The organism is Streptomyces sp. NPDC090032 (genome assembly GCF_044748025.1).
Taxonomy (GTDB): Bacteria; Actinomycetota; Actinomycetes; order Streptomycetales; family Streptomycetaceae; genus Streptomyces.
This window is the reverse complement of record NZ_JBIVFF010000006.1, coordinates 516340-537485: the sequence shown is the minus strand read 5'-3', so window position 1 is coordinate 537485 and position 21146 is coordinate 516340. Positions and strand designations below refer to the sequence as shown.

26 protein-coding genes are annotated in these 21146 nt (G+C 70.6%); 20 read left to right on the top strand and 6 right to left on the bottom strand.

The annotated features are described in order from the left end of the window. Window positions 1–214 precede the first annotated feature (214 nt). The 7 genes from ACIPWY_RS17875 to ACIPWY_RS17845 all read left to right on the top strand — a co-directional run bounded on the left by ACIPWY_RS17875 (window position 215) and on the right by ACIPWY_RS17845 (window position 4869). Window positions 215–295, top strand: a complete 81-nt coding sequence (locus ACIPWY_RS17875; protein WP_351257108.1) for a putative leader peptide — start codon at window positions 215–217, stop codon at window positions 293–295. Window positions 296–443: 148 nt separating this feature from the next. Next, window positions 444–1283: a sulfurtransferase gene (locus ACIPWY_RS17870; RefSeq protein ID WP_362898293.1), complete on the top strand. Its 840-nt coding sequence runs from the start codon at window positions 444–446 to the stop codon at window positions 1281–1283. A gap of 49 nt (window positions 1284–1332) precedes the next feature. Next, window positions 1333–1620 carry a DUF1416 domain-containing protein gene (locus tag ACIPWY_RS17865; RefSeq protein WP_328311485.1) on the top strand — a complete coding sequence of 96 codons (288 nt, stop codon included), beginning with the start codon at window positions 1333–1335 and terminating at the stop codon, window positions 1618–1620. A gap of 293 nt (window positions 1621–1913) precedes the next feature. After that, the gene (locus ACIPWY_RS17860; RefSeq protein ID WP_362898291.1) at window positions 1914–2297 is read left to right on the top strand and encodes a hypothetical protein; all 384 of its coding nucleotides are present in this window, start codon (window positions 1914–1916) and stop codon (window positions 2295–2297) included. Window positions 2298–2311: 14 nt separating this feature from the next. Further along, a complete protein-coding gene (locus tag ACIPWY_RS17855) occupies window positions 2312–3883 on the top strand; it encodes a peptidoglycan-binding protein (protein ID WP_393701250.1) in 1572 nt (523 codons plus the stop codon). Between the two features lie 35 nt (window positions 3884–3918). After that, window positions 3919–4389: a protease inhibitor I42 family protein gene (locus ACIPWY_RS17850; protein ID WP_362898287.1), complete on the top strand. Its 471-nt coding sequence runs from the start codon at window positions 3919–3921 to the stop codon at window positions 4387–4389. A gap of 69 nt (window positions 4390–4458) precedes the next feature. After that, window positions 4459–4869 (top strand): hypothetical protein, encoded by a 411-nt coding sequence (locus tag ACIPWY_RS17845; RefSeq protein ID WP_401533802.1) that lies wholly within the window; start codon window positions 4459–4461, stop codon window positions 4867–4869. Window positions 4870–4915: 46 nt separating this feature from the next. Here the strand turns inward: ACIPWY_RS17845 and ACIPWY_RS17840 are convergent, their stop codons facing one another. Together ACIPWY_RS17840 and ACIPWY_RS17835 are read right to left on the bottom strand one after the other, a co-directional pair. Beyond that, complete coding sequence (locus tag ACIPWY_RS17840) at window positions 4916–5182, bottom strand: DUF3099 domain-containing protein (RefSeq protein ID WP_351986526.1); 267 nt, start codon at window positions 5180–5182, stop codon at window positions 4916–4918. Window positions 5183–5255: 73 nt separating this feature from the next. After that, window positions 5256–5618 carry a DsrE family protein gene (locus tag ACIPWY_RS17835; RefSeq protein ID WP_351986525.1) on the bottom strand — a complete coding sequence of 121 codons (363 nt, stop codon included), beginning with the start codon at window positions 5616–5618 and terminating at the stop codon, window positions 5256–5258. Between the two features lie 150 nt (window positions 5619–5768). Between ACIPWY_RS17835 and ACIPWY_RS17830 the strand changes: the two genes are divergently transcribed. The 6 genes from ACIPWY_RS17830 (at window position 5769) to ACIPWY_RS17805 (ending at window position 10680) form a co-directional block, all read left to right on the top strand. Further along, window positions 5769–6467 (top strand): hypothetical protein, encoded by a 699-nt coding sequence (locus ACIPWY_RS17830; protein ID WP_401533799.1) that lies wholly within the window; start codon window positions 5769–5771, stop codon window positions 6465–6467. Then, complete coding sequence (locus ACIPWY_RS17825; RefSeq protein WP_401533797.1) at window positions 6464–7303, top strand: hypothetical protein; 840 nt, start codon at window positions 6464–6466, stop codon at window positions 7301–7303. The genes ACIPWY_RS17830 and ACIPWY_RS17825 overlap by 4 nt, the downstream gene beginning before the upstream one ends. Further along, window positions 7300–8328, top strand: coding sequence for a hypothetical protein (locus ACIPWY_RS17820; RefSeq protein WP_401533795.1), 1029 nt, complete (start codon window positions 7300–7302; stop codon window positions 8326–8328). The genes ACIPWY_RS17825 and ACIPWY_RS17820 overlap by 4 nt, the downstream gene beginning before the upstream one ends. Before the next feature lie 237 nt (window positions 8329–8565). After that, on the top strand, window positions 8566–9138 hold the full coding sequence (locus ACIPWY_RS17815) for an FABP family protein (protein WP_362898278.1): 573 nt from the start codon (window positions 8566–8568) through the stop codon (window positions 9136–9138). Between the two features lie 71 nt (window positions 9139–9209). Further along, window positions 9210–9656: a transcriptional repressor gene (locus ACIPWY_RS17810; protein ID WP_362898276.1), complete on the top strand. Its 447-nt coding sequence runs from the start codon at window positions 9210–9212 to the stop codon at window positions 9654–9656. 58 nt (window positions 9657–9714) lie between these two features. Continuing rightward, the gene (locus ACIPWY_RS17805; protein WP_401533792.1) at window positions 9715–10680 is read left to right on the top strand and encodes a YgfZ/GcvT domain-containing protein; all 966 of its coding nucleotides are present in this window, start codon (window positions 9715–9717) and stop codon (window positions 10678–10680) included. Between the two features lie 38 nt (window positions 10681–10718). Here ACIPWY_RS17805 and dtd read toward each other — a convergent pair whose 3' ends face one another. Continuing rightward, window positions 10719–11156 carry a D-aminoacyl-tRNA deacylase gene (gene dtd, locus ACIPWY_RS17800; protein WP_362898272.1) on the bottom strand — a complete coding sequence of 146 codons (438 nt, stop codon included), beginning with the start codon at window positions 11154–11156 and terminating at the stop codon, window positions 10719–10721. A 138-nt stretch (window positions 11157–11294) separates the two neighbouring features. On the opposite strand from dtd, the gene ACIPWY_RS17795 reads away from it, so the two are divergent. Further along, a complete protein-coding gene (locus ACIPWY_RS17795; protein ID WP_401533789.1) occupies window positions 11295–11915 on the top strand; it encodes an ABC transporter substrate-binding protein in 621 nt (206 codons plus the stop codon). 84 nt (window positions 11916–11999) lie between these two features. Continuing rightward, window positions 12000–12962 carry an asparaginase gene (locus ACIPWY_RS17790; protein ID WP_362898268.1) on the top strand — a complete coding sequence of 321 codons (963 nt, stop codon included), beginning with the start codon at window positions 12000–12002 and terminating at the stop codon, window positions 12960–12962. Window positions 12963–13239: 277 nt separating this feature from the next. Here ACIPWY_RS17790 and ACIPWY_RS17785 read toward each other — a convergent pair whose 3' ends face one another. Continuing rightward, window positions 13240–13425 (bottom strand): hypothetical protein, encoded by a 186-nt coding sequence (locus tag ACIPWY_RS17785; RefSeq protein WP_362898266.1) that lies wholly within the window; start codon window positions 13423–13425, stop codon window positions 13240–13242. Window positions 13426–13635: 210 nt separating this feature from the next. Here ACIPWY_RS17785 and ACIPWY_RS17780 point away from each other — a divergent pair, with 210 nt between their 5' ends. The 5 genes from ACIPWY_RS17780 (at window position 13636) to ACIPWY_RS17760 (ending at window position 19138) form a co-directional block, all read left to right on the top strand. Next, window positions 13636–14517: a GntR family transcriptional regulator gene (locus ACIPWY_RS17780; RefSeq protein WP_362898264.1), complete on the top strand. Its 882-nt coding sequence runs from the start codon at window positions 13636–13638 to the stop codon at window positions 14515–14517. Further along, on the top strand, window positions 14466–15251 hold the full coding sequence (locus ACIPWY_RS17775) for an HAD family phosphatase (RefSeq protein WP_362898262.1): 786 nt from the start codon (window positions 14466–14468) through the stop codon (window positions 15249–15251). Before ACIPWY_RS17780 ends, ACIPWY_RS17775 begins: the two co-directional genes overlap by 52 nt. Window positions 15252–15423: 172 nt before the next feature. After that, window positions 15424–16311 carry a hypothetical protein gene (locus ACIPWY_RS17770; RefSeq protein ID WP_362898261.1) on the top strand — a complete coding sequence of 296 codons (888 nt, stop codon included), beginning with the start codon at window positions 15424–15426 and terminating at the stop codon, window positions 16309–16311. Window positions 16312–16337: 26 nt separating this feature from the next. Continuing rightward, window positions 16338–17006, top strand: a complete 669-nt coding sequence (locus ACIPWY_RS17765; protein ID WP_362898259.1) for a TetR family transcriptional regulator — start codon at window positions 16338–16340, stop codon at window positions 17004–17006. Between the two features lie 41 nt (window positions 17007–17047). Continuing rightward, window positions 17048–19138 carry a HelD family protein gene (locus ACIPWY_RS17760; RefSeq protein ID WP_401533785.1) on the top strand — a complete coding sequence of 697 codons (2091 nt, stop codon included), beginning with the start codon at window positions 17048–17050 and terminating at the stop codon, window positions 19136–19138. 9 nt (window positions 19139–19147) lie between these two features. Here ACIPWY_RS17760 and ACIPWY_RS17755 read toward each other — a convergent pair whose 3' ends face one another. Both ACIPWY_RS17755 and ACIPWY_RS17750 read right to left on the bottom strand, forming a co-directional pair. Further along, on the bottom strand, window positions 19148–19612 hold the full coding sequence (locus tag ACIPWY_RS17755; protein ID WP_401533783.1) for a pyridoxamine 5'-phosphate oxidase family protein: 465 nt from the start codon (window positions 19610–19612) through the stop codon (window positions 19148–19150). Between the two features lie 50 nt (window positions 19613–19662). Further along, entirely contained in the window at window positions 19663–21108 is a 1446-nt protein-coding gene (locus tag ACIPWY_RS17750) for an MFS transporter (RefSeq protein ID WP_401533781.1), read from the bottom strand. Window positions 21109–21146: the final 38 nt, after the last annotated feature.

Sequence of the window (21146 nt, the reverse complement as noted above, 5' to 3'; positions counted from 1 at the left end):
CCCTCGCGGACTCGTCGGACAGGCACCCGGAGAACGGCGCGTCCGCACTGCGAGACAGCGCCGTCCGCACAGCAGTGATCAGCGGTGCCCCAGCGGCCCCGGAGCCCTGGGAATGAGGCCCCGGGGCCGCACTCGTCTCGCATTGCGGACGATCGTGTCTCACGATGCGACATGCCGGTGACACGGCCGCCCGTGCCTACCTACGATCGGTGGCATGAAGCGACAGGCGGATCTTACGAAGCGGCGGGCAGTAGACCTGTGCCGCGTCGCCGCCATGCTCTGTCGTACCGCCTGAGCGGGACGGCAACTCCCGCTTCCCCAGGCCCCATTGAGGCGGCCTCCCCTCGCGCGCGCCGAATGCCGCCCCTGCCCGCATGCAGGGCCGTGCCCGCACCGCACCCGCACTTCCGCACCCCGCCGTAACTGCCCCGGAGGAGAAAAACATGAGCCGCAGCGACGTCCTGGTAGACGCCGACTGGGTCGAGGCGAACCTCGACAACCCGAAGGTCGTCATCGTCGAGGTCGACGAGGACGCTTCGGCGTACGACAAGAACCACATCAAGAACGCCGTCAAGGTCGACTGGCAGCAGGACCTCCAGGACCCGGTCCGCCGCGACTTCATCGACCAGGCCGGCTTCGAGAAGCTCCTGTCCGCGCGCGGCATCGCCAACGACGACACCGTCGTCCTCTACGGCGGTAACAACAACTGGTTCGCGTCCTACGCCTACTGGTACTTCAAGCTCTACGGCCACGACAGCGTCAAGCTGCTCGACGGCGGCCGCAAGAAGTGGGAGCTCGACTCGCGCGACCTCGTCGCCGAGATCGTCCAGCGCCCCGCCACCGAGTACAAGGCCAAGGCCCAGGACACCTCGATCCGCGCCTTCCGTGACGACGTCGTCGCCGCGATCGGCAGCCTGAACCTCGTCGACGTGCGCTCGCCCGACGAGTTCTCCGGCAAGCTCCTCGCCCCGGCCCACCTCCCGCAGGAGCAGTCGCAGCGTCCGGGCCACGTCCCGTCCGCGCGCAACATCCCGTGGTCGAAGAACGCCAACGACGACGGCACGTTCAAGTCGGACGACGAGCTCAAGGCCCTCTACGAGGACGAGCAGGTCGACCTGGCCAAGGACACCATCGCGTACTGCCGCATCGGTGAGCGCTCGGCCCTGACGTGGTTCGTCCTGCACGAGCTGCTCGGCCAGGCCAACGTCAAGAACTACGACGGCTCGTGGACCGAGTACGGCTCCCTCGTCGGCGTGCCGATCGAGCTCGGCGCCAACAAGTAACCCTCCCGTACCCCTCAGACAGACCTGACCGACCTTTTTGGAGAAGCACATGTGTGGAGCGAAGGCCGGCGGCCCCGACGCCTCGACGATCAAGCCCGGTGAGACCACCATCCAGGGCCAGGTGACCCGCGACGGCGAGCCCGTCACCGGTTACGTGCGCCTGCTGGACTCGACCGGCGAGTTCACGGCCGAGGTCCCCACCTCGGCGACGGGCCAGTTCCGTTTCTACGCGGCCGAGGGCACGTGGACGCTGCGCGCCCTCGTCCCCGGCGGCTCGGCGGACCGTACGGTCGTCGCCCAGACCGGTGGCCTCGCCGAGGTCGCCATCGCCGTCTGACGCGGCTCGCCGCGTGACGGCGGCGCAGATACGGCCGAGGGGCCGCACCTCCGGGGGTTGGACGCCTACGGAATCGAGGTGCGGTCCCTCGGCTTTGTGCGGCCGCTCGGCTTTGTGCGGAGCTTCTGAGCCCGTGTGGATCTTCGGAACTCGTGCGGGGCTTCTGAGCCCGTGCCGAGGGGGCGTGTACATGGCGGCGTTCTGCTAATTTTCTTGAAGGCTGTGACCTGACTCAACTTCCTTGTGCGGAAGGCGCGTCGAGGTCGGGGACTCAAGAAAACGGGGGCAGGGCCATGACCTCTCCGGACGGATACCAGGTCGGGCACAAGGGCATGTCGGGCCAGGCCGGCGAACTCGACGGCGCGGGCCGCGACGTCGGCAAGATCGGCAAGGCGATCGCCGGCACGATGTGCTACTCGCAGGACGCGCTCGGCGGCTCCGACACCGCGCCCGCGTTCAACACGTTCGCCGCCGCCTGGGAGTCCGAGACCAAGGTCCTCGAAGCGGCCCTGCACGAACTCGCGGACAAGGTGCGCCTGGCCAGCCACGCGTACTCCGGTTCCGACATCGGCGTCCGCAACGGCGCGAAGTCCGTGTCCGTGGGCTCCGCGGCCGGGGAGCGCGTCAGTACGATGCCGACGCACGGCGAGCGCCCGTCCGCGCTGTCCGACTACTGACGGGGCCCGCGACCGTGACGGAATCCACGAACGACCGCAGACAGAAGCTCAACGGCCTGCGCGACAGGATCTCTTCGGCCGGCAGCAAGAACGACCTGATCGACGCGATCGACGATGCCCTCGGCGTCTCGGGTCCGGTGGGCGATCCGAAGGTGATCGAGGCCCTCGGCAAGCGCTACACCGGTCAGACCGACGAGGCCGACGCCGTGAGCGACCGGATCGACAAGATCGCCCGCAAGGGCCTGCCGCAGGTCTGGGTCGGTGACACGAGCGTCCTCGCCTCCGACGTGGTGGGCGCCGCCTCCCGCGACGCCCAGCAGATGATCGAGGCGTTCCAGGGCGGCGGCAAGGCCCTGATCGCGCTGTCCGACGTACTGGAGACGGCGCAGACCCTGGACGGCACCGGCCGCGGCAAGCTGCGCGACGCCCGCGGCATGCTCGGCGGCAAGGACGGCTGGTTCGACGACTGGCACGAGGACGACGACGAGGAAGCCCTCCGCTTGAAGGCCCGCTCGCTGGCCTCGGGCGGTGTCGACGACCTGCACAAGGCGGCCGCCGACGCCGACGACGCCGCCCGCGTCGCGGCCCGCGACCTCAACAAGTTCGCGGCCGAGGCACGCGCCGGCCGGATGGCCACCGACGAACTGACCGCCGCCGACCGGCTCGCCCTCGCCGACACCGCCAATCCCGGCGGCGACCCCGAGCTGAACGAGATCCTCAGCGCCAACGACCTCGAACGCTCCGGTCGCGCCATGGAGAACATGCCGCCCGCCGAACGGGCCCGCATGGAAAGGCTGTTGGCGAGCGCGTCGAGCCCGCAGGAGAAGGCGTACCTCATGAAGGCCCTCGCCTCGGGCCACGACATCGGCGAGATCGAGAAGTTCGGCGGGAAGATCCACGGCAAGGACGCGGCGTGGCTCGCGGCGCACCTGACCCCGATCACCACGGACTCCGTCGCCTCCGGCAAGGAGCAGCAGGATTTCCGCGGCGAGCTCTGGGACCAGGACGACGAGACCTGCGTTCCGTCCTCGACCGTCACCGCCCGCGCCCTCGTCGACCCGGTGTACGCCCTCGAACTCACCGGCGGCCCCGACGGCACCGACGACGACCCCGCCCACTTCCGCAAGCGCCTGCACGACGAGCAGTTCCGGATGAACGAGGAGGGCGACGGCGAGATGGACGGCTGGTGGTGGGACCGCCATCCGGCCGGTATGGACTCCGACGGGCAGGAGGAGATCTCCGACAAGGAGCTCGGCCCGCACACCGGAGACAAGTACGACCAGCAGGACATGGGCGGCGCCGACGACCGGCGCGGCGTCCTGCCCGAGATCGAGAAGTCCGTCGCCGACGGCAAGCCCGTGCCCATCAACATCACGCGCGTCGACGAGGACGGCAACCGCCACGGCCACAGCCTGATGATCATCGGGCAGGAGGACGGCAAGCTGCAGGTCTACAACCCGTGGGGCACCACGTCCTGGATCAGCGAGGACGACTTCGTCAACGGCGACATCGAGGCCGTCGTCGACGACCGTTACGCCAAGTCCCACCAGGGCGACATCAACCGCGTCTACATCCAGCAGGACTGAACTCACTACCCAGCAGGACTGAACCCATCGTGCGAATGCGAATCATTGTGCGTACCGCGGCCGCTTCGGCCGCCGCCCTCGTCGCCCTGTCCGGATGCGGCGGCTCCACCGGGCCCACCGCGTTCGGGCCGGGCGAGCGGAGCGTCACCGTCGACAAGGGCGACACGTTCACGCTGGAGGTCCCGGCCAACCCGGCGCTCGGCCAGAACTGGTACCTGGCGAGCCCGCGTCCCGACAAGGGCGTCGTCACGTACCAGGGCAGGCGCGAGGAGGAGGACGGCGGCGACGAAGACCTCATCGGCAGCGGCGACGGCGCCCAGTTCTTCGACTTCGAGGCGCACGCCCCCGGCCGGACGACGGTGAAGCTGCTGTTCTGCCCGCACGGCCTGTGCGGGAGCGCCGCCGAGGTGAGCGCGAGCCCGGTTCCGACGGCGACGACCACGGCGGCCCCGACGCGGTCGGACGACGAGGTCACCTATTACGTCTACTCGATCACCGTCCGCTGACCTGCGGGAACGGACGACAAAGGGGATGACGGAACGGGATGACGGACGGGACGACGGAACGGAATGACCATGGTCCACGAGAGCTCCCCACGCACCGACGACGAGGTGCTCGCCGCCACCGACGTCCCGACGCTGCTGCGCCACGGCCTCGCCCGTGAGACCTTCCGCACCGCGCTCTTCGGCGACGGCGCGATCGCCGCGGCCGTCACCCTCGACCGGCTCGACGTGCTGCCACGCTCGGTGACGTACGTAGCGAAGATCGTCCGGGCCGGCGGCCTCGCGTACGCGGCTGCCCTGCCCGAGCCGCTGCCGTCACGTGAGGCGTCCGCGTGCCTGCTGGACTGGCTGGAGACGGCGGCGCAGGCGGCAGAGGCGCCGGATGACGAGACGCGGGCGGCGCGGTGGCTGGAGACGGTCGCGGAGATCGTCGCGATGCGCCGCGCCGGCCGGGGCGCGACAGCGGGTCCCGGGAAGTCCTAGGGGTCTCAGGGCTCCCTAGGGGCCCGAGGGTCCCAAACGGAACGCCCTAGTGGTCTTCGGGCCGCTTCTTGCCGTCCAGCTCGTCCCACCACTCGTCGGACTTCGCGTCCCCGGACGGGTCGTCCCACCAGCGGTCGTCGGGGCCGCGGCGGTTGGCGACGATCGCGGCGACGGGCGGAATCACCATCGCCACGATGCACATCCCCACGGCGGCGGGCACGGACCAGAGGCGCACGACGGCCCAGGCCAGGACGAACAGGCCGATGCAGAGGCCCATCATGGCGAAGTACAGGTGACGACGCCGCGAGTACATGCCTCAAGCGTAGGTCCGCGCCGCGCCGATAGCCGCGTCGACGGCCGCTTCGGTCACCGCCTCGATCGCCGCCTCAATAGACGAGCGCCTGCGTCCCGTCCGCCATCGCCTCCTGCACGAAGACCTGCGCGCCCGCGATCCGGACCCCCTCGATGACGTCCTTCTCCGTGATCTCGCGACGGGCCGCGCACTGCGTGCACAGCGTGATCCGCCCGGCTGCCAGGATCGATTCGATCAGGTCGGGCAGCGGCGCGGCGTGCGGCAGCTCGAACTCGGCGGCGCGGCCAGGCAGCGCGAACCAGGACGACTCTCCGGTCAGCCAGAGCGAGACCTCCACCCCGCTGGCCACGGCCACCGCCGCCACCGTGAAGGCCTGCGAGCAGCGTTCGGGGGCATCGGCCCCCGCGGTCACCTTGATCACGAGCTTGTTCGCCATGGCTGAATCGTAATCAACTGCCGTACAACCAGGGATGTTGCCTGTGGGTCTCCTGTGCGCGCGGATACGGAATCCGTGCTTCGAGTTCCGTGGGGGGACCCGTTGGATGACGAACGAATACCGCAGGGGGCGCCGGAGGCGTCCGTGCCCGTGGCGCCGGAGAGACCGCGGCGCCGCGGCCGCACCACCCTGCTGATCGCCTGCGCCGCCGTCCTCGGCGCCGTCGCGGGCGTGTGCACCGGATACGTCGTACAGGCGGACCGCAAGCCGACGGCGCTGCCGCCGCTGTCCCTGGCGGTGGTGGCGCAGGCGAAGGGCGAGGGCCCCGAGGTGGCGCCCCGGCCCCAGGACGGCGACCTGCGCAAGCTCCTCGTGCCCAGGCCCGCCGGGACGCAGAAGGCGCAGGCGCAGCAGGGCTGGCTGAACCAGTACAGCTTCGCGAACGGCTTCACCGATCCGCGCTGGATGTTCGGGCAGCTCGCCGAAAGCGGCTTCCGCCGGGCCACGGTCGAGGCCTGGCGGCGCGGTCAGTCCATGACGGAGGTCCAGCTCATCCAGTTCCGCGACGACACCGATTCCGGCTCGCGCAAGTTCCTGGGCGGCCAGCAGGGCTACATGGGCGACAGCGAGTGGGCGGGCAACGGGGGCGTGCCGCTCACGGGCAGCGGCAACGGCCTCGTCTACGTCTACGACAAGCCGCACACCGAGGCCGGTTACCTCCCCGTGTACCAGGCCAGGGCGCTCGCCGCCCGCGGCGACATCGTCATGGACATCCGGCTGTACGACACCAGGCCGATCCCCGAGAAGACCGTGATGTCTCTCGCGAAGCGCCAGTTGGAGCGACTGTGAGCGACCTGGACACACAGCTTCCCGAACCCGGGCCCACCCAGGATCCCGCCCCCGTCGCCACGGTCCCCGCTCCCGGCGCGGGGAGTGCGGCCCGCCGCTGGCCGGCCGTGGCCGTGGCCTGCGCCGTCGTGCTCGCCGTCGGGGCCGGCACCGGCCTCACCGTCATGAAGGTGAACGCCGCCGACCGCTCGGCGCCCACCAAGGTGTGGGCGAAGCCGAAGGAGCAGAAGCGGGCGAAGCCCGGCCAGGCCAAGGCCCGGGGGCTCAGCGCCCGGCTGCTTCCGGTCCCCAAGGCGTACCAGCCGGGCCCGGACATCGACGAGTACGGCAACGACAAGGCCCTCAACGGCAGGGAAGCCGCCGCCCGTCTCAAGAACGGCGCGCGCAACCTGCCCTCCCGCCAGCGCGAGGAGCAGGGCAAGGCCATCGACAAGCTGAAGCTCAGAGGCCTGGCCATGCGCAGCTATCAGCTGAGCGGCTCCATGGGGTTCGCTGCTGACGACGACAAGAATTCCCTCGTCGTCGAGATACAGCTCGCCCAGATGCAGAACCGCAGGGCCGGGCGTCAGCTCGAGGAGTTCCGGAGCGAGTTCCTGCGCTCGGTCGGCGGGTTCCCGAAGGGGCCGACGGTCAAGGGGCACAGCAACGCCGACTGTTTCCTCGCACCCAAGGACAGCAAGGGCAAGCTCGAAATGGTCGTCTGCAGCGCGTACGAGGACGACGTCCTGGTCACCACCACCGGGTACGGCCCCAAGCCGCTCGACACCGCCGAGGTCGCCGACCTGCTCGCCCAGCAGCTCGACCGCCTGACGTCGCAGGGAGGGCAGCTCGTATGAGCGAGACACTGCAGCCGGCCGAGGAGCCGCAGCAGGCCGAGACGCCGCAGCCGTCCGAGCCCCCGCAGCCGGCCGAGCCCCCGCGGGAACGGGAGCCTGTAGCCGTCGAGTCCCCGCGGGAACGGGAGCCTGTAGCCGTCGAGTCCTCGCAGCAGCAGGACCCCGTGGCCGCCGAGTCTCCGCAGCAGCCGGGACCGGTCCCCGCCGAGGCGCCCGCGACTGTGGCCGCCCCCAGGGACCGGCGCGTCCTGCGTGCCGTTCTGCGCTGGACCGCCGCCGTCGTCGTCTTCGGCCTGGTCGGCGCGGCCACCGCGTACGGCGTCACCGAGCAGAAGCGCACCGACCTGCCGGGTCTGGCCACCGAGAGCGACGGCCGCTGGGACTTTCCGGCGATGGAGAAGCCCCCGCTGCCCGACGGCTCCCCGGCCCCCTTCGCCGACGGCAACGACAGCGAGACCCACTACGCCGATCTGCGCAAGCTGGTCCTGCCCCTGCCCCGGGGTGCCAGGCCGGACAGGGCCCTGGCCGGAAAGGACGGGTGGCTGCCCACGCCGGCGTACCTCGACGCGTACGAGAAGGACGCGCGCCAGGACCTGGGGCAGCAGCTCGAGGACGACGGTCTGCGGCAGATCGCGGCCCGCGGCTGGACCACGCCCGACGGAACGCACACGCGGATCTACGCGCTGCGCTTCACCTCGGCGGCCTTCACCCGGATCGTCCACGCCGACCTGACGGACAACGTGGCCTCCCCGGCGGACGCGCCGTACGCCGACGAGGAGTACGGCGGCTGGGCGGAGAAGGCCAACGTTCAGTACACGAAGCGGAACGTCTTCACGGAGGCGAAACCGTACGGGAGGACGGCCGTGCGCTACGCCTACATCGAGGCCGGTGACGTCATCGCCCTGGTGATCCAGTCCGGGGAGGCCGCGAAGGCGGGGAAGAGCGGGGAGGCCGGGAAGGCCGCCCTGCCGCCCCGGATCACCTTCCAGCAGACCGTCGTGCTGCAGAGCCAGCTCCTGGGCTGACCCTCCGCACCCCGGTTGGGTGACCTCACCGAGAGAGCCGGGCCCCACCCGACTAAAGTGGGGCCCGGCTCTGTACCTGCCCACCACCGCTCACCGAGGAGCACCCCGTGCTTGAGGCCTTCTTCTCCGCTCTCCTTGTCCTGGTCTGCGTCGGCGTTATCGCGTTCGCCGGGCTGACCGTGAAGAAGCTGTACCAGGGCCAGCGCTGACCCCCACCAGAGAGACGCTTTGCAGACCATGATCGAGATCCCGTCCGACCTGCACCCCGACCTCGTCCCCCTGGTGTTCCTCCTCGGTAACTGGGCGGGCGCGGGTGTCACCGACTTCCCCGGCGCCGAGAAGGCGAACTTCGGGCAGGAGGTCTCCTTCACCCACGACGGGCGGGACTTCCTCGAGTACCACTCGCACACCTGGATCCTCGACTCCGAGGGCAACAAGGTGAAGCCCCTGGAGACCGAGTCCGGGTTCTGGCGCATCGACAAGAACCGCAAGGTCGACGTCGTCATGGTCCGCGACGACGGCGTCGTCGAGATCTGGTACGGCGAGCTCGCCGACCAGAAGCCGCAGATCGACCTGGTCACGGACGCCGTCGCGCGCACCGCGACCGCGGCCCCGCACACCGGTGGCAAGCGGCTCTACGGCTATGTGAAGAGCGACCTGATGTGGGTCGGCGAGAAGCAGACCCCCGAGGTCGAGCTGCGCCCGTACATGTCGGCCCAGCTGAAGAAGGTCGTCTCCCCGGACGACGTGGCCGAGATGGCCCGCAACCTCCCGGACCTGCCCGACGACGGCATCGCTTTCTTCAAGTAGGCCCACAGCCCGTCTGTTCTTCGAGTCTTCAGGTAGGCCCACAGCCTGCAAGTGGTCCTAGACTCGGCGGTGTGGTGAGCACCGAGGGAATCGACTGGAAGAGCGATCTGCGGCAGCGCGGCTACCGGCTGACGCCGCAGCGTCAGCTGGTCCTCGAGGCTGTGGACACCCTGGAGCACGCGACCCCCGACGACATCCTCTGCGAAGTGCGCAAGACGGCGTCGGGGATCAACATCTCGACCGTCTACCGGACGCTCGAACTGCTCGAGGAGCTGGAGCTCGTCAGCCATGCCCACCTCGGGCACGGCGCGCCGACGTACCACCTCGCCGACCGGCACCACCACATGCACCTGGTGTGCCGGGACTGTACGAACGTGATCGAGGCCGATGTCGCGGTCGCCGCCGAGTTCACCGCGAAGCTGCGTGACACCTTCGGCTTCGACACGGACCTCAAACACTTCGCGATCTTCGGCCGCTGCGAGGACTGCGCGGGGAAGAAGAGCGACCCGCAGGAGTAGAAGAAGCGCGCCATGCAGGAATAAGCGCGTCCGCGTGCTCGTCGTAGTGTCTGTGAACATGAAGAGCCCCCTCCTGTCCCTGCCCGGCGCCGTTCCCGCCGAGGGCGTGGACGAAGGCGTCGCCGCGCACTACGGCGACCTGTTCCGCGAGCAGCGCACTCTCGCCGACGGCAACGGCCTCGTCGACCTCTCCCACCGCGGCGTCGTCACCGTCACCGGCGACGACCGGCTCGCGTGGCTGCACCTGCTCCTCACGCAACACGTCAGCGACCTCCCGGCCGGCCAGGCCACCGAGGCGCTCGTCCTCTCCGCGCACGGCCACATCGAGCACGCCCTGTACCTCGTCGACGACGGCACCACCACGTGGGCGCATGTCGAGCCCGGCACCCAGGAGGCGCTGATCGCCTACCTGGAGTCGATGAAGTTCTTCTACCGGGTCGAAGTCGCCGACCGCACCGAGGAGTTCGCGCTCGTCCAGCTGCCGGCCGGTTCGATCGCGCCGGTCCCGGACGGCGTCGCGGTGCGCGAGACGGCGTACGGCCGCGACGTGTTCCTGCCGCGCGCCGGCCTGGAGGCGTACGCGGAGCAGAACGGGCCCGCGGTCGGGCTCCTCGCCCACGAGGCGCTCCGCGTGGAGAACCACCGGCCGCGCCTCGGCTTCGAGACCGACCACCGCACCATCCCGCACGAGCTCGGCTGGATCGGCACCGCCGTCCACCTCCAGAAGGGCTGCTACCGCGGCCAGGAGACCGTCGCCCGCGTGCAGAACCTCGGCAAGCCGCCGCGCCGCCTCGTCTTCCTGCACCTGGACGGCAGCGACGTGCACCTGCCCCCGCACGGCGCCCCGGTCCGCCTCGCGTCCGACGGGCCCGAGGGCCGCAAGCTGGGCTTCGTGACGACGTCCGTACGCCACCACGAACTCGGCCCGATCGCGCTCGCCCTGGTGAAGCGGAACGTGCCGGTGGACGCGGACCTCATCGTGGAGACGACCGCGGCCGCGCAGGAAGTCGTCGTCGAGCCCTGACACCGCTCGGGGGACGGGCAGGGGCGGGCAGGGAAGGGTTACATCTCCAGAAGCACCGTGAACGGGCCGTCGTTCGTCAGGGACACCCGCATCTGCGCCCCGAACCGGCCCGTCGCCACGGTCGCCCCGAGGGCCCGCAGCTGCGCGACGACCTCGTCGACCAGCGGCTCGGCCACCGGTCCCGGCGCCGCCGCGTTCCAGGTGGGGCGGCGGCCCTTACGGGCGTCCCCGTAGAGCGTGAACTGGCTGATCACCAGGAGCGGGGCGTCGATGTCGCTGCACGACTTCTCGTCGGCGAGCATCCGTACGGACCAGAGTTTGCGGGCCAGTTGGGCGGCCTTCTCCTTGGTGTCCTCGTGCGTGACCCCCACGAGGACGCACAGCCCCTCGCCCTTGATCTCGCCGACGGTCTTCGTCTCGTCGTCCTCGACCACGACGACGCTCGCGCCGTCCACCCTCTGCACCACTGCACGCATGCGACCATCATGCCGTGCTCCGGAACCGCCCATCCGGGGCAGATTAGGGCACTCGTGCACAGAGTGGCCACCGGGAGTGGCACGATGCCTCTACGCGGTGCACCGCGTCGGTCCGGTCGAGGGGACGGTAGGGACGCAATGAGCCAGACATCGAGCATCGGGCAGCCCTCAGGGGCGCCCGTTTCGTTGACGCACGCCAGTCGCATCACCGGTACGAACCGCCTCAGCACGACGCGGCCGCCCACGCAGCGGGTCGCGAGCCCCGAGCTGCCACAGGCGCCCGCGCACGACCTGTCCGCGCTGCGGTTTCCCGAGCTGCGGACGCTGCGCCGCGAGGCCCAGCAGGACGAGGCCGACCTGAGCTACGTACGACGGCTGCTCCAGGGCCGTATCGACATCCTGCGGGCCGAGGTGGCGCGCCGCAGGGACCCCGAGGCGCCGGTCGTGGACCGGCTCTCCGAGATCCTCACCGACAAGGCCGCCCGGCACCGCTCCTCCGCCCGTCACGTCACCCTCGGCACGCCCCGCAGCGAGGAGTACCGGGGCCTCGCCGCCGAGACGCTCGCCGAGGTCGAGCTGTCGGACCTGGACGCCCGGACGGACGATGAGCTGCACACGGCGATGGGCCGCCTCGTGGGCTATGAGCAGCAGGTCTCGCGCCGCCGTCACCTGCTCCAGTCGACCGCCGACGATTGCAGCGCCGAGATCGCCCGCAGGTACCGTGAAGGCGAAGCACAAGTAGACGACCTGCTCGCGTGACGCGGCCGCACCGGTGATCCCGGTGGCCCGCTGCGGGGCGGGTCAGTCCATGGCCCGCCATGGACCCGCCCCGGAAGGCCACCGATGTCCCCCTCCTCCGCCGCCGCCATACCCCCGGTCCTCGCCGAGGTCGTCCGTTCCGGCTTCGTCGAGGGCCATCACCGAGGCAGCCTGGTCGTGCTGGCCGCGGACGGGACCGTGGAGCTCGCCCTGGGCGACGTGACCGCTCCTGTCTTCCCCCGCTCGTCGAACAAGCCGATGCAGGCGGCCGGCGTGCTGCGCGCGGGCCTCGACCTGTCGGGCGAGCGGCTCGCGCTCGCGGCGGCGAGCCACTCCGGTGAGATCTTCCACCGCGATCTCGTCCAGAAGATGCTGGCCGAGCACGAGCTGACCCCGGCCGAGCTCCAGTGCCCGCCCGACCTGCCGCTCGACCCCGTCGAGACCGAGACGTACCTGGCGGCGGGCGCCGTACGGGACCGGGTCACGATGAACTGCTCCGGCAAGCACGCGGCGATGCTGGCCGCCTGCGACGTGAACGGCTGGCCCAAGGAGTCGTACCTCGACCCCGAGCACCCGCTCCAGAAGCTCATCCACGAGGTCGTGGAGGAGGCCGCGGGCGAGCCCGTCGCCTCCGTCGGTACGGACGGCTGCGGGGCGCCCCTGATGGCGATCAGCCTCACCGGCCTCGCCCGCGCCTTCCGTCACTTCGTGCTCGCCCCCGAGGGCTCGGCGGAGCGCCGGGTCGCCGACGCGATGCGCGCGCACCCCGAGTACGTCGCCGGTACGCGCCGCCCCGACACCTGGCTGATGCGCGAGGTGCCGGGCGTCCTGTCGAAGATGGGCGCGGAGGCGGTCCAGGCCGTGGCGCTCCCGGACGGGCGGGCGCTCGCCTTCAAGATCGACGACGGCGGGACGCGGGCGCTCGGCCCGGTTCTGGCCCGCGCGCTGCGGATGCTGGGCGTGGACGGCGAGGTCGTGGCCCGCATCGGCGAGGCGCCGCTGCACGGCGGCGGGGGCGTCGTGGGGGAGATCCGGGCGGCCTTCTAGGCCCTGCTGTCGAACGGGACGGGGGCCGCGCGGTAATCCGGTGGCCCCGCCCCGCGGGCCCCGCCTGGCGTGACGGGATGACCCGCGACGACCTCGACGTACGGCCGATCACCGATGACGGGCTTGCCGACTGGTCCCGAGCGCTGAACACCGGCTCCGGGCATCTTCTGAGGTGCATGTGCTGTGGTGCTGACGTGCTGACGTGCTGTGGTGCTCCGGCGCGCTGTGACGCCATGGCGTGACCGGGCTCCCGGCTCCCCTCCGGAAGGGAGCCCGGTCAGCCGCTCTGGGCCAGCAGCATCACGAGGATCACGGCCCCGATGCCGCTGATGAGGTTGTTCTTGGCCTTGAGGCCGACGGAGAGCGCGACGAACGCGATGATGCCCATCGGCCCGTACTTCCACTGGATCAGCTGCTCGAACCCGATGGCGAGGGCTGCTACGGCGATCGCGACGAACGGCATGTCTGGTCCCCCTTCAGTTCGGGAGCGATGACCAACCGGGCCAACCCCTTGGGTTGTCCGACCATATGGCTCAAGTTGGCAACCAACTCCACTGAACTTATCTCCGATGGCGCCGACCGATAACCATCATTCTCTCAACTCGCCTAAGATGGCGAGAAGTTGTCGGCATCTCTTCAGCAACCCCCACCAAGTGATGGTTAGTTGTAGCGTTTGGTTGTGACCCAGGAGAGCGTTGCAGTGAACGGCGGCAGAAGGTCCTCCCCCCAGGCGATCGCCGACGTCCTGCGGGAGCGCATCAAGGCGGGTGAGCTGCGTGCGGGCGAGCGGCTGCCGACACAGGCGGAGCTGGCCGAGGAGTTCGGCGTGGAGCGCGGCGCCGTACGCCAGGCCCTGCGCGCCCTTCAGGAGGACGGACTGCTCAGCAACGTGAGCAAGGGCAGCCCGCCGAGGATCGCCGAGCAGGCCGCCCCGGCCCGCGACGTACCGCAGCGCACGATGGTCGGCCTGCCCCCGCGTCTGTCCGAGGCGTTCGCGTCGCCGCAGGTGAGGATCGACGCCGTCTGTCTCACCGCGGAGAACCTGGTGATGGCTCTCGGCGATCCACTGCGCCTCATCCACGAGGGCCGCATGCGCCCCGACTCGGTCGACGTACGCATCCTGCTGCCCAGCCGCGACATCCGCCTCGCCTTCCCCGTACCGGTCGATGACGCCGGGGACGGGGACGGGGTGCACCAGCGCTGGCTCGATCAGCGCAACGCGCAGGGTCAGGTACTGCGCCACAACCTGCGCTCGCTGCGGTCCTCGCACGGCATCGACGTACGGGTCACGTTCCGGGCCCTGCCCTTCACCCCGCCGATCAAGCTCTACCTGCTCAACGGGAACGAGGCGCTCCTCTCGTACTACCTGGTCGCGCGGCGCGAGGAGGAGATCGAGAGCGGCATGCTCGACATGTACGACACGCTCGGCACGGAGTCGCTGCTGTTCTCGTTCGAGAAGCGGGCCGGGCAGCGGGATACGGCGTTCGTGGAGGAATCGCAGATGTGGTTCGACGCCCTCTGGGAAACCATCACCACGGACCTGACACTTTCCTAGTGACTTCTGATGCAACGAAGCAGACTGTTCCGGTGGCTGAAGCGGCGGAATCACTGCGCGGACTGATCCAAAGGGCGCGCTTCGTGCTCTTCGACTTCGACGGGCCGATCTGCCGGCTGTTCGCGGGGCACTCGGCGGCGCGGGTGGCCGTCGAACAGGTGCGGTGGCTCGAGGAACGTGGTCTGCGCGGTCTGCTCACCGAGGAGGAGCGCGCGGAACCGGACCCGCACGCCGTCCTGCGCGCCGTCGACCGCCGGCGCCCCGGCAGCGACCTGGTCGTCGAACTGGAGGAGCGTCTCACTCAGCAGGAGCTCACGGCGGTGGCCTCGGCGTGGCCCACGCAGTACGCCGACCCGCTGATCAGGACGTGGAGTGCGGTGGGCGCGCAGCTGGCGATCACGACGAACAACTCCCCGTCGGCGGCCTCCCGTTACCTGGCCACACGCGACCTCGCGGACTGCTTCGGCCCGCACGTCTACGGCCGGACCCAGGACCTCCACCTCCTGAAACCCCACCCGCACTGCGTACTGCGCGCCCTCGGAGCGATGGGCGCGACACCCGAAGCGTCCCTGCTGCTCGGCGACGCCCCCTCGGACTTCGAGGCGGCGACCGCGGCGGGAATCCCGTTCTTGGGCTACGCCCGTAATGAACGCAAGGCGAAGGCGCTGAGGGAGGCCGGGGCCGAACTGCTGGTGGAGTCGCTGGAGCCGGTGGTGCGGGTGTTGCGGGGGTGAGCAGGGCCAGGGCGAAGAGCCCGCCGGTCCCGTGTCGCCGAACGGCGGTCTTGCCCGGGTGTTGCCGAGTGGAGACCATGACGTCCGGCGACTACGAGGTATCCAGCGACTACGAGCTATCCACCGGAGTGTGAACGGCCCTTGGTGGCCGCTGACTTGAGGGGGGTTACGTATGTCCGACGGGGGCAGCGGCACGTCCGAGCGGGGTGTCATACGGGCGCTGCGGCGCTATCAGGTGCGCCTCGAAGCCGTGGTCACGCGGGTCCTGCTGCTCGGGATCGCGGTCACGGCGCTGGTCGCCCAGTTCGTGAAGCCGGTGGGGGACGCGCTGGAGGGCAAGTCGTATCTCGGCGGGGCCCTGCTCAGCCTTGTGGCCTATGTCCTCTATGACGCGCTGAAGGATCTGTCCTCGTCGGTCACGCTGCCTGTGCGCAGCCTTGTGAACTCACGGAACCTCGGCAGATATGTAAGCGAGGCGTTCCGGGCCAGGAAGGTCGAGATCAGCTTTCTCGGCTACACGGGAGAGACGCTCTACAACGAGCTCTATCACCGGCTCGAGGGCTTGCTGGAGGACTCAGGGCCGACCAGGCGGGTCATTGTCAGGGTGCTGGTCCCGGATTTCGGGCAGCCGATGACGGTGCCCTCGCGGGTGGGGGAGGGCGGGGCGCCGGTCGATGATCCGGAGTTCCGCAGACGTCTGGAGCGGAAGATCGAGGAGTACGACCAGATACTGGGGGGTCTCGCCGCACGCCTCACGGCTTTGGGCCGGATGGCGGTCGAGTGTGAGTACCGGGTCTATGCGGGCATCCCGCGGGACAAGATCTGCATCTTCAACCGGGAGCAGGTGCTTCACGGCCTCTACAACGTGCTGGCTCGCACGGTGCTGGACAGCTCCGACCCCGGTTTCTACGACCCCAAGGGTTACAACACGGACCTGAATGTGTGGACCCGTGACGGTGCGACGGCGGACAACACGGATGTCGACCGCTGGATCAAGCACTTCGACGATCTGTGGTTTGTGGCGCAGGCGCCCTCCTGGCGCAGGGCGCCGGTCACATAACACCCGCCCTGCGTACCCTTTCGCCCATGAGTGGCGAGACCGGTGACGAGACCGGTGGTGGCGAGACCGGTGAGATGGGCCTCCGTGAGCGGAAGAAGCGGCGGATGTACCAGGCGATCTCCGAGGCGGCCATCGGGCTGTTTCTGGAGAAGGGGTTCGACAAGGTGTCCGTCGCCGAGGTGGCGGCCGCCGTGGAGATCTCCAAGCCGACCCTGTTCCGGTACTTCCCCACCAAGGAGGACCTGGTCCTGCACCGGTTCGCCGATCACGAGGGCGAGGCCGCGCGCGTCGTCGCCGGGCGGGGGGACGGCGTGACGCCGATCGCCGCGCTGCGGGCGCACTTTCTCGACGGGCTGGAGCGGCGCGATCCGGTGACCGGGCTGAACGACCACCCCGCGGTGCTCGCCTTCCACCGGCTGCTCTACGGCACGCCTTCGCTGGTCGCGCGGGCCTACGGGTATCAGGAGCGGTCGGAGAAGATCCTGGCGGGCGCGCTCGGAGAAGGGGTGCGGGCGGCGCTCGGTGCCGGGCAGATCTTTGCCGTGCAGCGGGTTCTCGCCATGGAGAACTGGCGGCGGATCGCCGCGGGCGAGAGCGCCGACGCGGTGTGGCCGGATGCGGTGGAGGCTGCTGAGCTGGGGTTTCAGCAGTTGGAGGGCGGGCTCGGGGCGCTCAGTCATTCTGAGAGCAAGTAAAGAATGTTACTCGGTTACGTTATTCGCGTTACTCTCGTCCGGTGACCGACTCCGCCGATCTCCGTGCCCTCGTCCAGGAACGCCACCACCACGACCTCTGCCGCGCCGCCCTCGCCGCGATGATCGTAGGCGCCGACGAACAGGTCGTCATCGGCGAGAACGCCTCCGCCTCCGGGGCCGACGCCGAAGTGCTCGGGTACCAGCTGCGCTCCAAGGCCAAGGAACTGCACGAGCTGCCCGAGGTCCCGCTCTTCTTCGGGCGCCTCGACTTCGCGGACGGGGACGGCGACCACGCCGGGCAGAGCTATCACGTCGGGCGGCGCCGCGTAGGGGAACACCCGGCCGCCCCGCCCCTCGTCGTCGACTGGCGCGCCCCCGTCTCGCGCGCTTTCTACCAGGCCGGACCCCAGGAACCGCAAGGGGTCGCGGTCCGGCGCCGCTTCGGATGGGCCCCCGCCGGCAAGGGCGACTCCGCCGATCTGACGGGCCTGGAGGACGAGTGGCTCACGGCGGAGAGCGGGTCTGCTCCCGCTCACCCCTCCGGTGAGGGCAGCAGCCGCATCGTCGCCCGCGAGATCGAGCGCCCCCGCGTCGGCCCCATGCGCGACATCGCCGCGACCATCCAGCCCGATCAGGACGACCTCGTCCGCGCCGATCTCGCCACCTCCGTCTGCGTGCAGGGCGCCCCCGGCACGGGCAAGACCGCGGTCGGTCTGCACCGGGCCGCGTACCTCCTCTACACGCACCCCCAGCGCGTCCAGCGCGGCGGACTCCTCATTCTCGGGCCCAACCGCACCTTCCTCACCTACATCTCCGAGGTGCTGCCCGCGCTCGGCGAGAGCGGGGTGCGGCAGTCCACCATCGAGGAGATCCTCGTCGAGGAGAGCAGCACGGCGGTGGCCAGGGCGCGGACGTACGAGGACGCCGAGGCCGCGGCCGCCGTGAAGCACGACCCCCGCATGGCCGAGGTCCTGCGCCGCGCCCTCTACTCGCGCGTGCGCCCCGAGGCCGCCACCGACTCCCTCGCCGTCCCCGACGGTTCGTACCGCTGGCGGGTCCCGGCCGGTGTGCTCGCGCGGATCGTGGCGGCCGTACGGGAGGAGGAGCCGCCGTACGCGATCGGGCGGGAGCGCGTGCGCAGCCGGGCCGTGCGCCACCTTCAGGAGCAGGCCGAGCGCAGGTCGGGGCCGGTGAACAACCTCTGGCTGCAGAAGGTCGGCAGGGCGCGGCCGATGAGCGCGTACGTCGACGCGGTGTGGCCCCGGACGCGTCCGGAGGAGGTCGTGGCGGGGCTCCTCGGCGACGCGGACGCGCTCGCCGCCGCGGCGGACGGGATCCTCGACGCCGGCGAGCAGCGGGCGATCCTGTGGGCGAAGCCCCCGCGCTCCGTGCGTTCGGCCTCCTGGTCGGCGGCCGATCTCGTCCTCCTCGACGAGGTCGCCGGGCTCCTCGAACACCCCGCCGGGTACGGGCACATCGTCATCGACGAGGCCCAGGACCTCTCCCCGATGCAGGCCCGGTCGATCGCGCGCCGCGTCGCGTACGGTTCGCTCACCGTCCTGGGCGACCTCGCGCAGGGCACCACCCCATGGGCGGCCCGCACCTGGGGCGAACTGCTCGGCCACCTGGGCAAGCCCGACGCCCTGGTCGCGCCCCTGACCACGGGGTTCCGGGTCCCCGGCGCGGTCGTCGCCCTCACCAACCGTCTCCTCTCCCTCCTCGACGTGGACGTGCCGCCCGCCCGTTCCCTGCGCCAGGACGGCGAGTTGAGGATCCGCCGGACGCGGGACGTCATCGCGGAGACCGTCGACGCCGTGCGCGAGGCGCTCTCGTACGAGGGGTCGGTGGGCGTTGTCGCGGCCGACGACGAGACGGTGCGGCTGCTGCGAACCGCCTTGACAGGTGCGGGAGTTGAGGTGAGCGGGCCGGATGATCCGCGGGCGCGCGTGACCGTCCTCGGGGCGTCCGTCGCCAAGGGCCTCGAGTACGACCATGTGGTCGCCGTCGAGCCGGCGGCCGTGGCCGAGGCCGAGCGCCGCGGCCTGCACCGGCTGTACGTCGTCCTGACCCGCGCCGTCTCCCGCCTCGACGTCGTGCACAGCCGGCCGCTGCCGTTCCCCGCGGCGCCCTGAGCCGTCCGCTCACTTCGGGATGTCGAGCGCCGTCCCGTAGAGCCGGGTCACCCGGAGCCTGATCACCACGCGGCTCTCCTCGACCTGCCGGCCGAGGAACTCCCCCTCCTGCGCGGGGTCGTCGAACCCCGGCGTCATGGCGAGCAGTTCGCGCCCGACGGCGTCGCCGGGCGTGGCCGTCACGTCCGACACCTCGGCCTCTCCCTCGGCGACGGCGAACGACCACAGGTCGGGGCCGGTGACGTGCAGCGCGGCATGCGGGTCGCTCCGCAGCTGACGGGCCTTGAGGCGGTCGGTCGTGGTGGAGACGCGCAGGACGCGCTCGCCGGGACTCCAGTGGTAGAGCACGGTGGACAGGTGCGGGTGCCCGGTGCACCGCACGCTCGCCAGCGTTCCGAACCGGCCGCGGGCCAGCAGCAGGTGAAGCTCTTCGTCGGTGAGGGTCCGGGGTGCGGGGCCGCTCTTCGCTGACATGACGCCTCCGGGCGGTGTCGTGGTGGTGGGGTGGTGGTGGGGTGGGTTGGTCAGGCCGTCGTACGGGGCCTGCGCAGGACCACGTAAGCGATCACGAACGCGGTGACGAGCAGACCCGTACCGACCGTGAAGGCCAGGTGGTAGCCGCTGGTGAGGGCCTCGGCGCGGGTGCCGCCCTGTGTGGTGAGTGAGCGGGTGCGGGACGCGGCGAGCGTGGAGAGCACGGCGACGCCGACGGCCATGCCGATCTGCTGGGTGGTGTTGAAAAGGCCGGAGGCGAGCCCGGCGTCGGCCTCGCTCGCCCCGGACATGCCGAGCGAGGTCAGCGCGGGCAGGGCGAGGCCGAAACCGGCCGCGAGGAACATCACCGGGAGGATGTCGGTGGCGTAGTGCGCGTGCACGGGGACGCGGGCGAGGAGTCCGAGTACGCCGATCAGGAGCGCGATCCCGGTGAGCAGCACGTTCCGTTCGCCGAAGCGGGCGTTGAGGCGTGCCGAGATACCGAGGGAGACCGCGCCGATGACGGCGGCGGCGGGGAGCATGGCGAGGCCGGTCTCCGCGGCGCCGTAGCCGAGGACTTGCTGGAGGTAGAGCGCGACGAGGATCTGGAAGGAGAAGAGCGCGGCCACCATCAGCATCTGGACCAGGTTCGCCCCGGCGACGCTGCGCGAGCGCAGGATCCGCAGCGGCATGAGCGGCGTACGGGCCCTCGCCTGCCGGACGAAGAACCCGGCGAGCAGGAGCGCGGCGACGGCCCCGGTCCCGAGCGTGCGCGCCGAAGTCCAGCCGTACGCCTCGACCTTGACGACGGAGTAGATCCCGAGCATCAGACCGCCGGTGACGAGCAGCGCGCCGGCCGTGTCGGCACCCGCCCTGAGGCCGAGGCCTCGGTCGCGGGGCAGGGCGGGCACGGCGACCGCGAGGGCCGCGAGCCCGATGGGCAGGTTGATGAAGAAGATCCAGTGCCAGCTGAGGCCGTCGGTGAGGAGGCCACCGAGGACCTGCCCTATCGAGGCCCCGGCGGCTCCGGTGAAGCTGAACACGGCGATGGCCCTGGCGCGTTCGCGGGGTTCGGTGAACAGCGTGACGAGGATGCCGAGGCTGACGGCGGACGCCAGCGCGCTGCCGACGCCCTGGAGGAACCGCGCGGCGATCAGGAGCGCGGGGCTCGTGGCCACGCCCGCCAGGAGCGAGGCCGCGGTGAAGACCGCCGTGCCCCCGAGGAACAGCCGCTTGCGTCCGACGAGGTCGCCGAGCCGACCGGCGAGCAGCAGCAGGCTGCCGAACGCGATCAGGTAGGCGTTGACGACCCAGCTGAGTCCGGCCGGGGTGAACCCCAGGTCGCTCTGGATGGCCGGCATCGCCACGGTGACGATGCTGCCGTCGAGGACCGTCATCAGCATCCCCGTGGCCAGGACGCCGAGCGCCGGCCACCGGGAGCGCTGGGGGGTGAGGAGTGACGGAAGGGCGCGCAGGGGTGCGGAAACGGCAGGCATTTACGGTCATCTCCTGTCAAAGGGCCACTGCGGAGCCG

Excerpts from the sequence above, each read along its gene's own strand:
- ACIPWY_RS17750 (WP_401533781.1), bottom strand. The coding sequence starts at position 21,108 with ATGCCTGCCGTTTCCGCACCCCTGCGCGCCCTTCCGTCACTCCTCACC.
- ACIPWY_RS17875 (WP_351257108.1), top strand. The coding sequence starts at position 215 with ATGAAGCGACAGGCGGATCTTACGAAGCGGCGGGCAGTAGACCTGTGC.
- ACIPWY_RS17795 (WP_401533789.1), top strand. The coding sequence starts at position 11,295 with ATGAGCCAGACATCGAGCATCGGGCAGCCCTCAGGGGCGCCCGTTTCG.
- ACIPWY_RS17860 (WP_362898291.1), top strand. The coding sequence starts at position 1,914 with ATGACCTCTCCGGACGGATACCAGGTCGGGCACAAGGGCATGTCGGGC.
- ACIPWY_RS17850 (WP_362898287.1), top strand. The coding sequence starts at position 3,919 with ATGCGAATCATTGTGCGTACCGCGGCCGCTTCGGCCGCCGCCCTCGTC.
- ACIPWY_RS17770 (WP_362898261.1), top strand. The coding sequence starts at position 15,424 with ATGTCCGACGGGGGCAGCGGCACGTCCGAGCGGGGTGTCATACGGGCG.
- ACIPWY_RS17870 (WP_362898293.1), top strand. The coding sequence starts at position 444 with ATGAGCCGCAGCGACGTCCTGGTAGACGCCGACTGGGTCGAGGCGAAC.
- ACIPWY_RS17765 (WP_362898259.1), top strand. The coding sequence starts at position 16,338 with ATGAGTGGCGAGACCGGTGACGAGACCGGTGGTGGCGAGACCGGTGAG.
- ACIPWY_RS17755 (WP_401533783.1), bottom strand. The coding sequence starts at position 19,612 with ATGTCAGCGAAGAGCGGCCCCGCACCCCGGACCCTCACCGACGAAGAG.
- dtd (WP_362898272.1), bottom strand. The coding sequence starts at position 11,156 with ATGCGTGCAGTGGTGCAGAGGGTGGACGGCGCGAGCGTCGTCGTGGTC.
- ACIPWY_RS17865 (WP_328311485.1), top strand. The coding sequence starts at position 1,333 with ATGTGTGGAGCGAAGGCCGGCGGCCCCGACGCCTCGACGATCAAGCCC.
- ACIPWY_RS17840 (WP_351986526.1), bottom strand. The coding sequence starts at position 5,182 with ATGTACTCGCGGCGTCGTCACCTGTACTTCGCCATGATGGGCCTCTGC.
- ACIPWY_RS17790 (WP_362898268.1), top strand. The coding sequence starts at position 12,000 with ATGTCCCCCTCCTCCGCCGCCGCCATACCCCCGGTCCTCGCCGAGGTC.
- ACIPWY_RS17805 (WP_401533792.1), top strand. The coding sequence starts at position 9,715 with ATGAAGAGCCCCCTCCTGTCCCTGCCCGGCGCCGTTCCCGCCGAGGGC.
- ACIPWY_RS17835 (WP_351986525.1), bottom strand. The coding sequence starts at position 5,618 with ATGGCGAACAAGCTCGTGATCAAGGTGACCGCGGGGGCCGATGCCCCC.
- ACIPWY_RS17845 (WP_401533802.1), top strand. The coding sequence starts at position 4,459 with ATGGTCCACGAGAGCTCCCCACGCACCGACGACGAGGTGCTCGCCGCC.
- ACIPWY_RS17815 (WP_362898278.1), top strand. The coding sequence starts at position 8,566 with ATGATCGAGATCCCGTCCGACCTGCACCCCGACCTCGTCCCCCTGGTG.
- ACIPWY_RS17785 (WP_362898266.1), bottom strand. The coding sequence starts at position 13,425 with ATGCCGTTCGTCGCGATCGCCGTAGCAGCCCTCGCCATCGGGTTCGAG.
- ACIPWY_RS17820 (WP_401533795.1), top strand. The coding sequence starts at position 7,300 with ATGAGCGAGACACTGCAGCCGGCCGAGGAGCCGCAGCAGGCCGAGACG.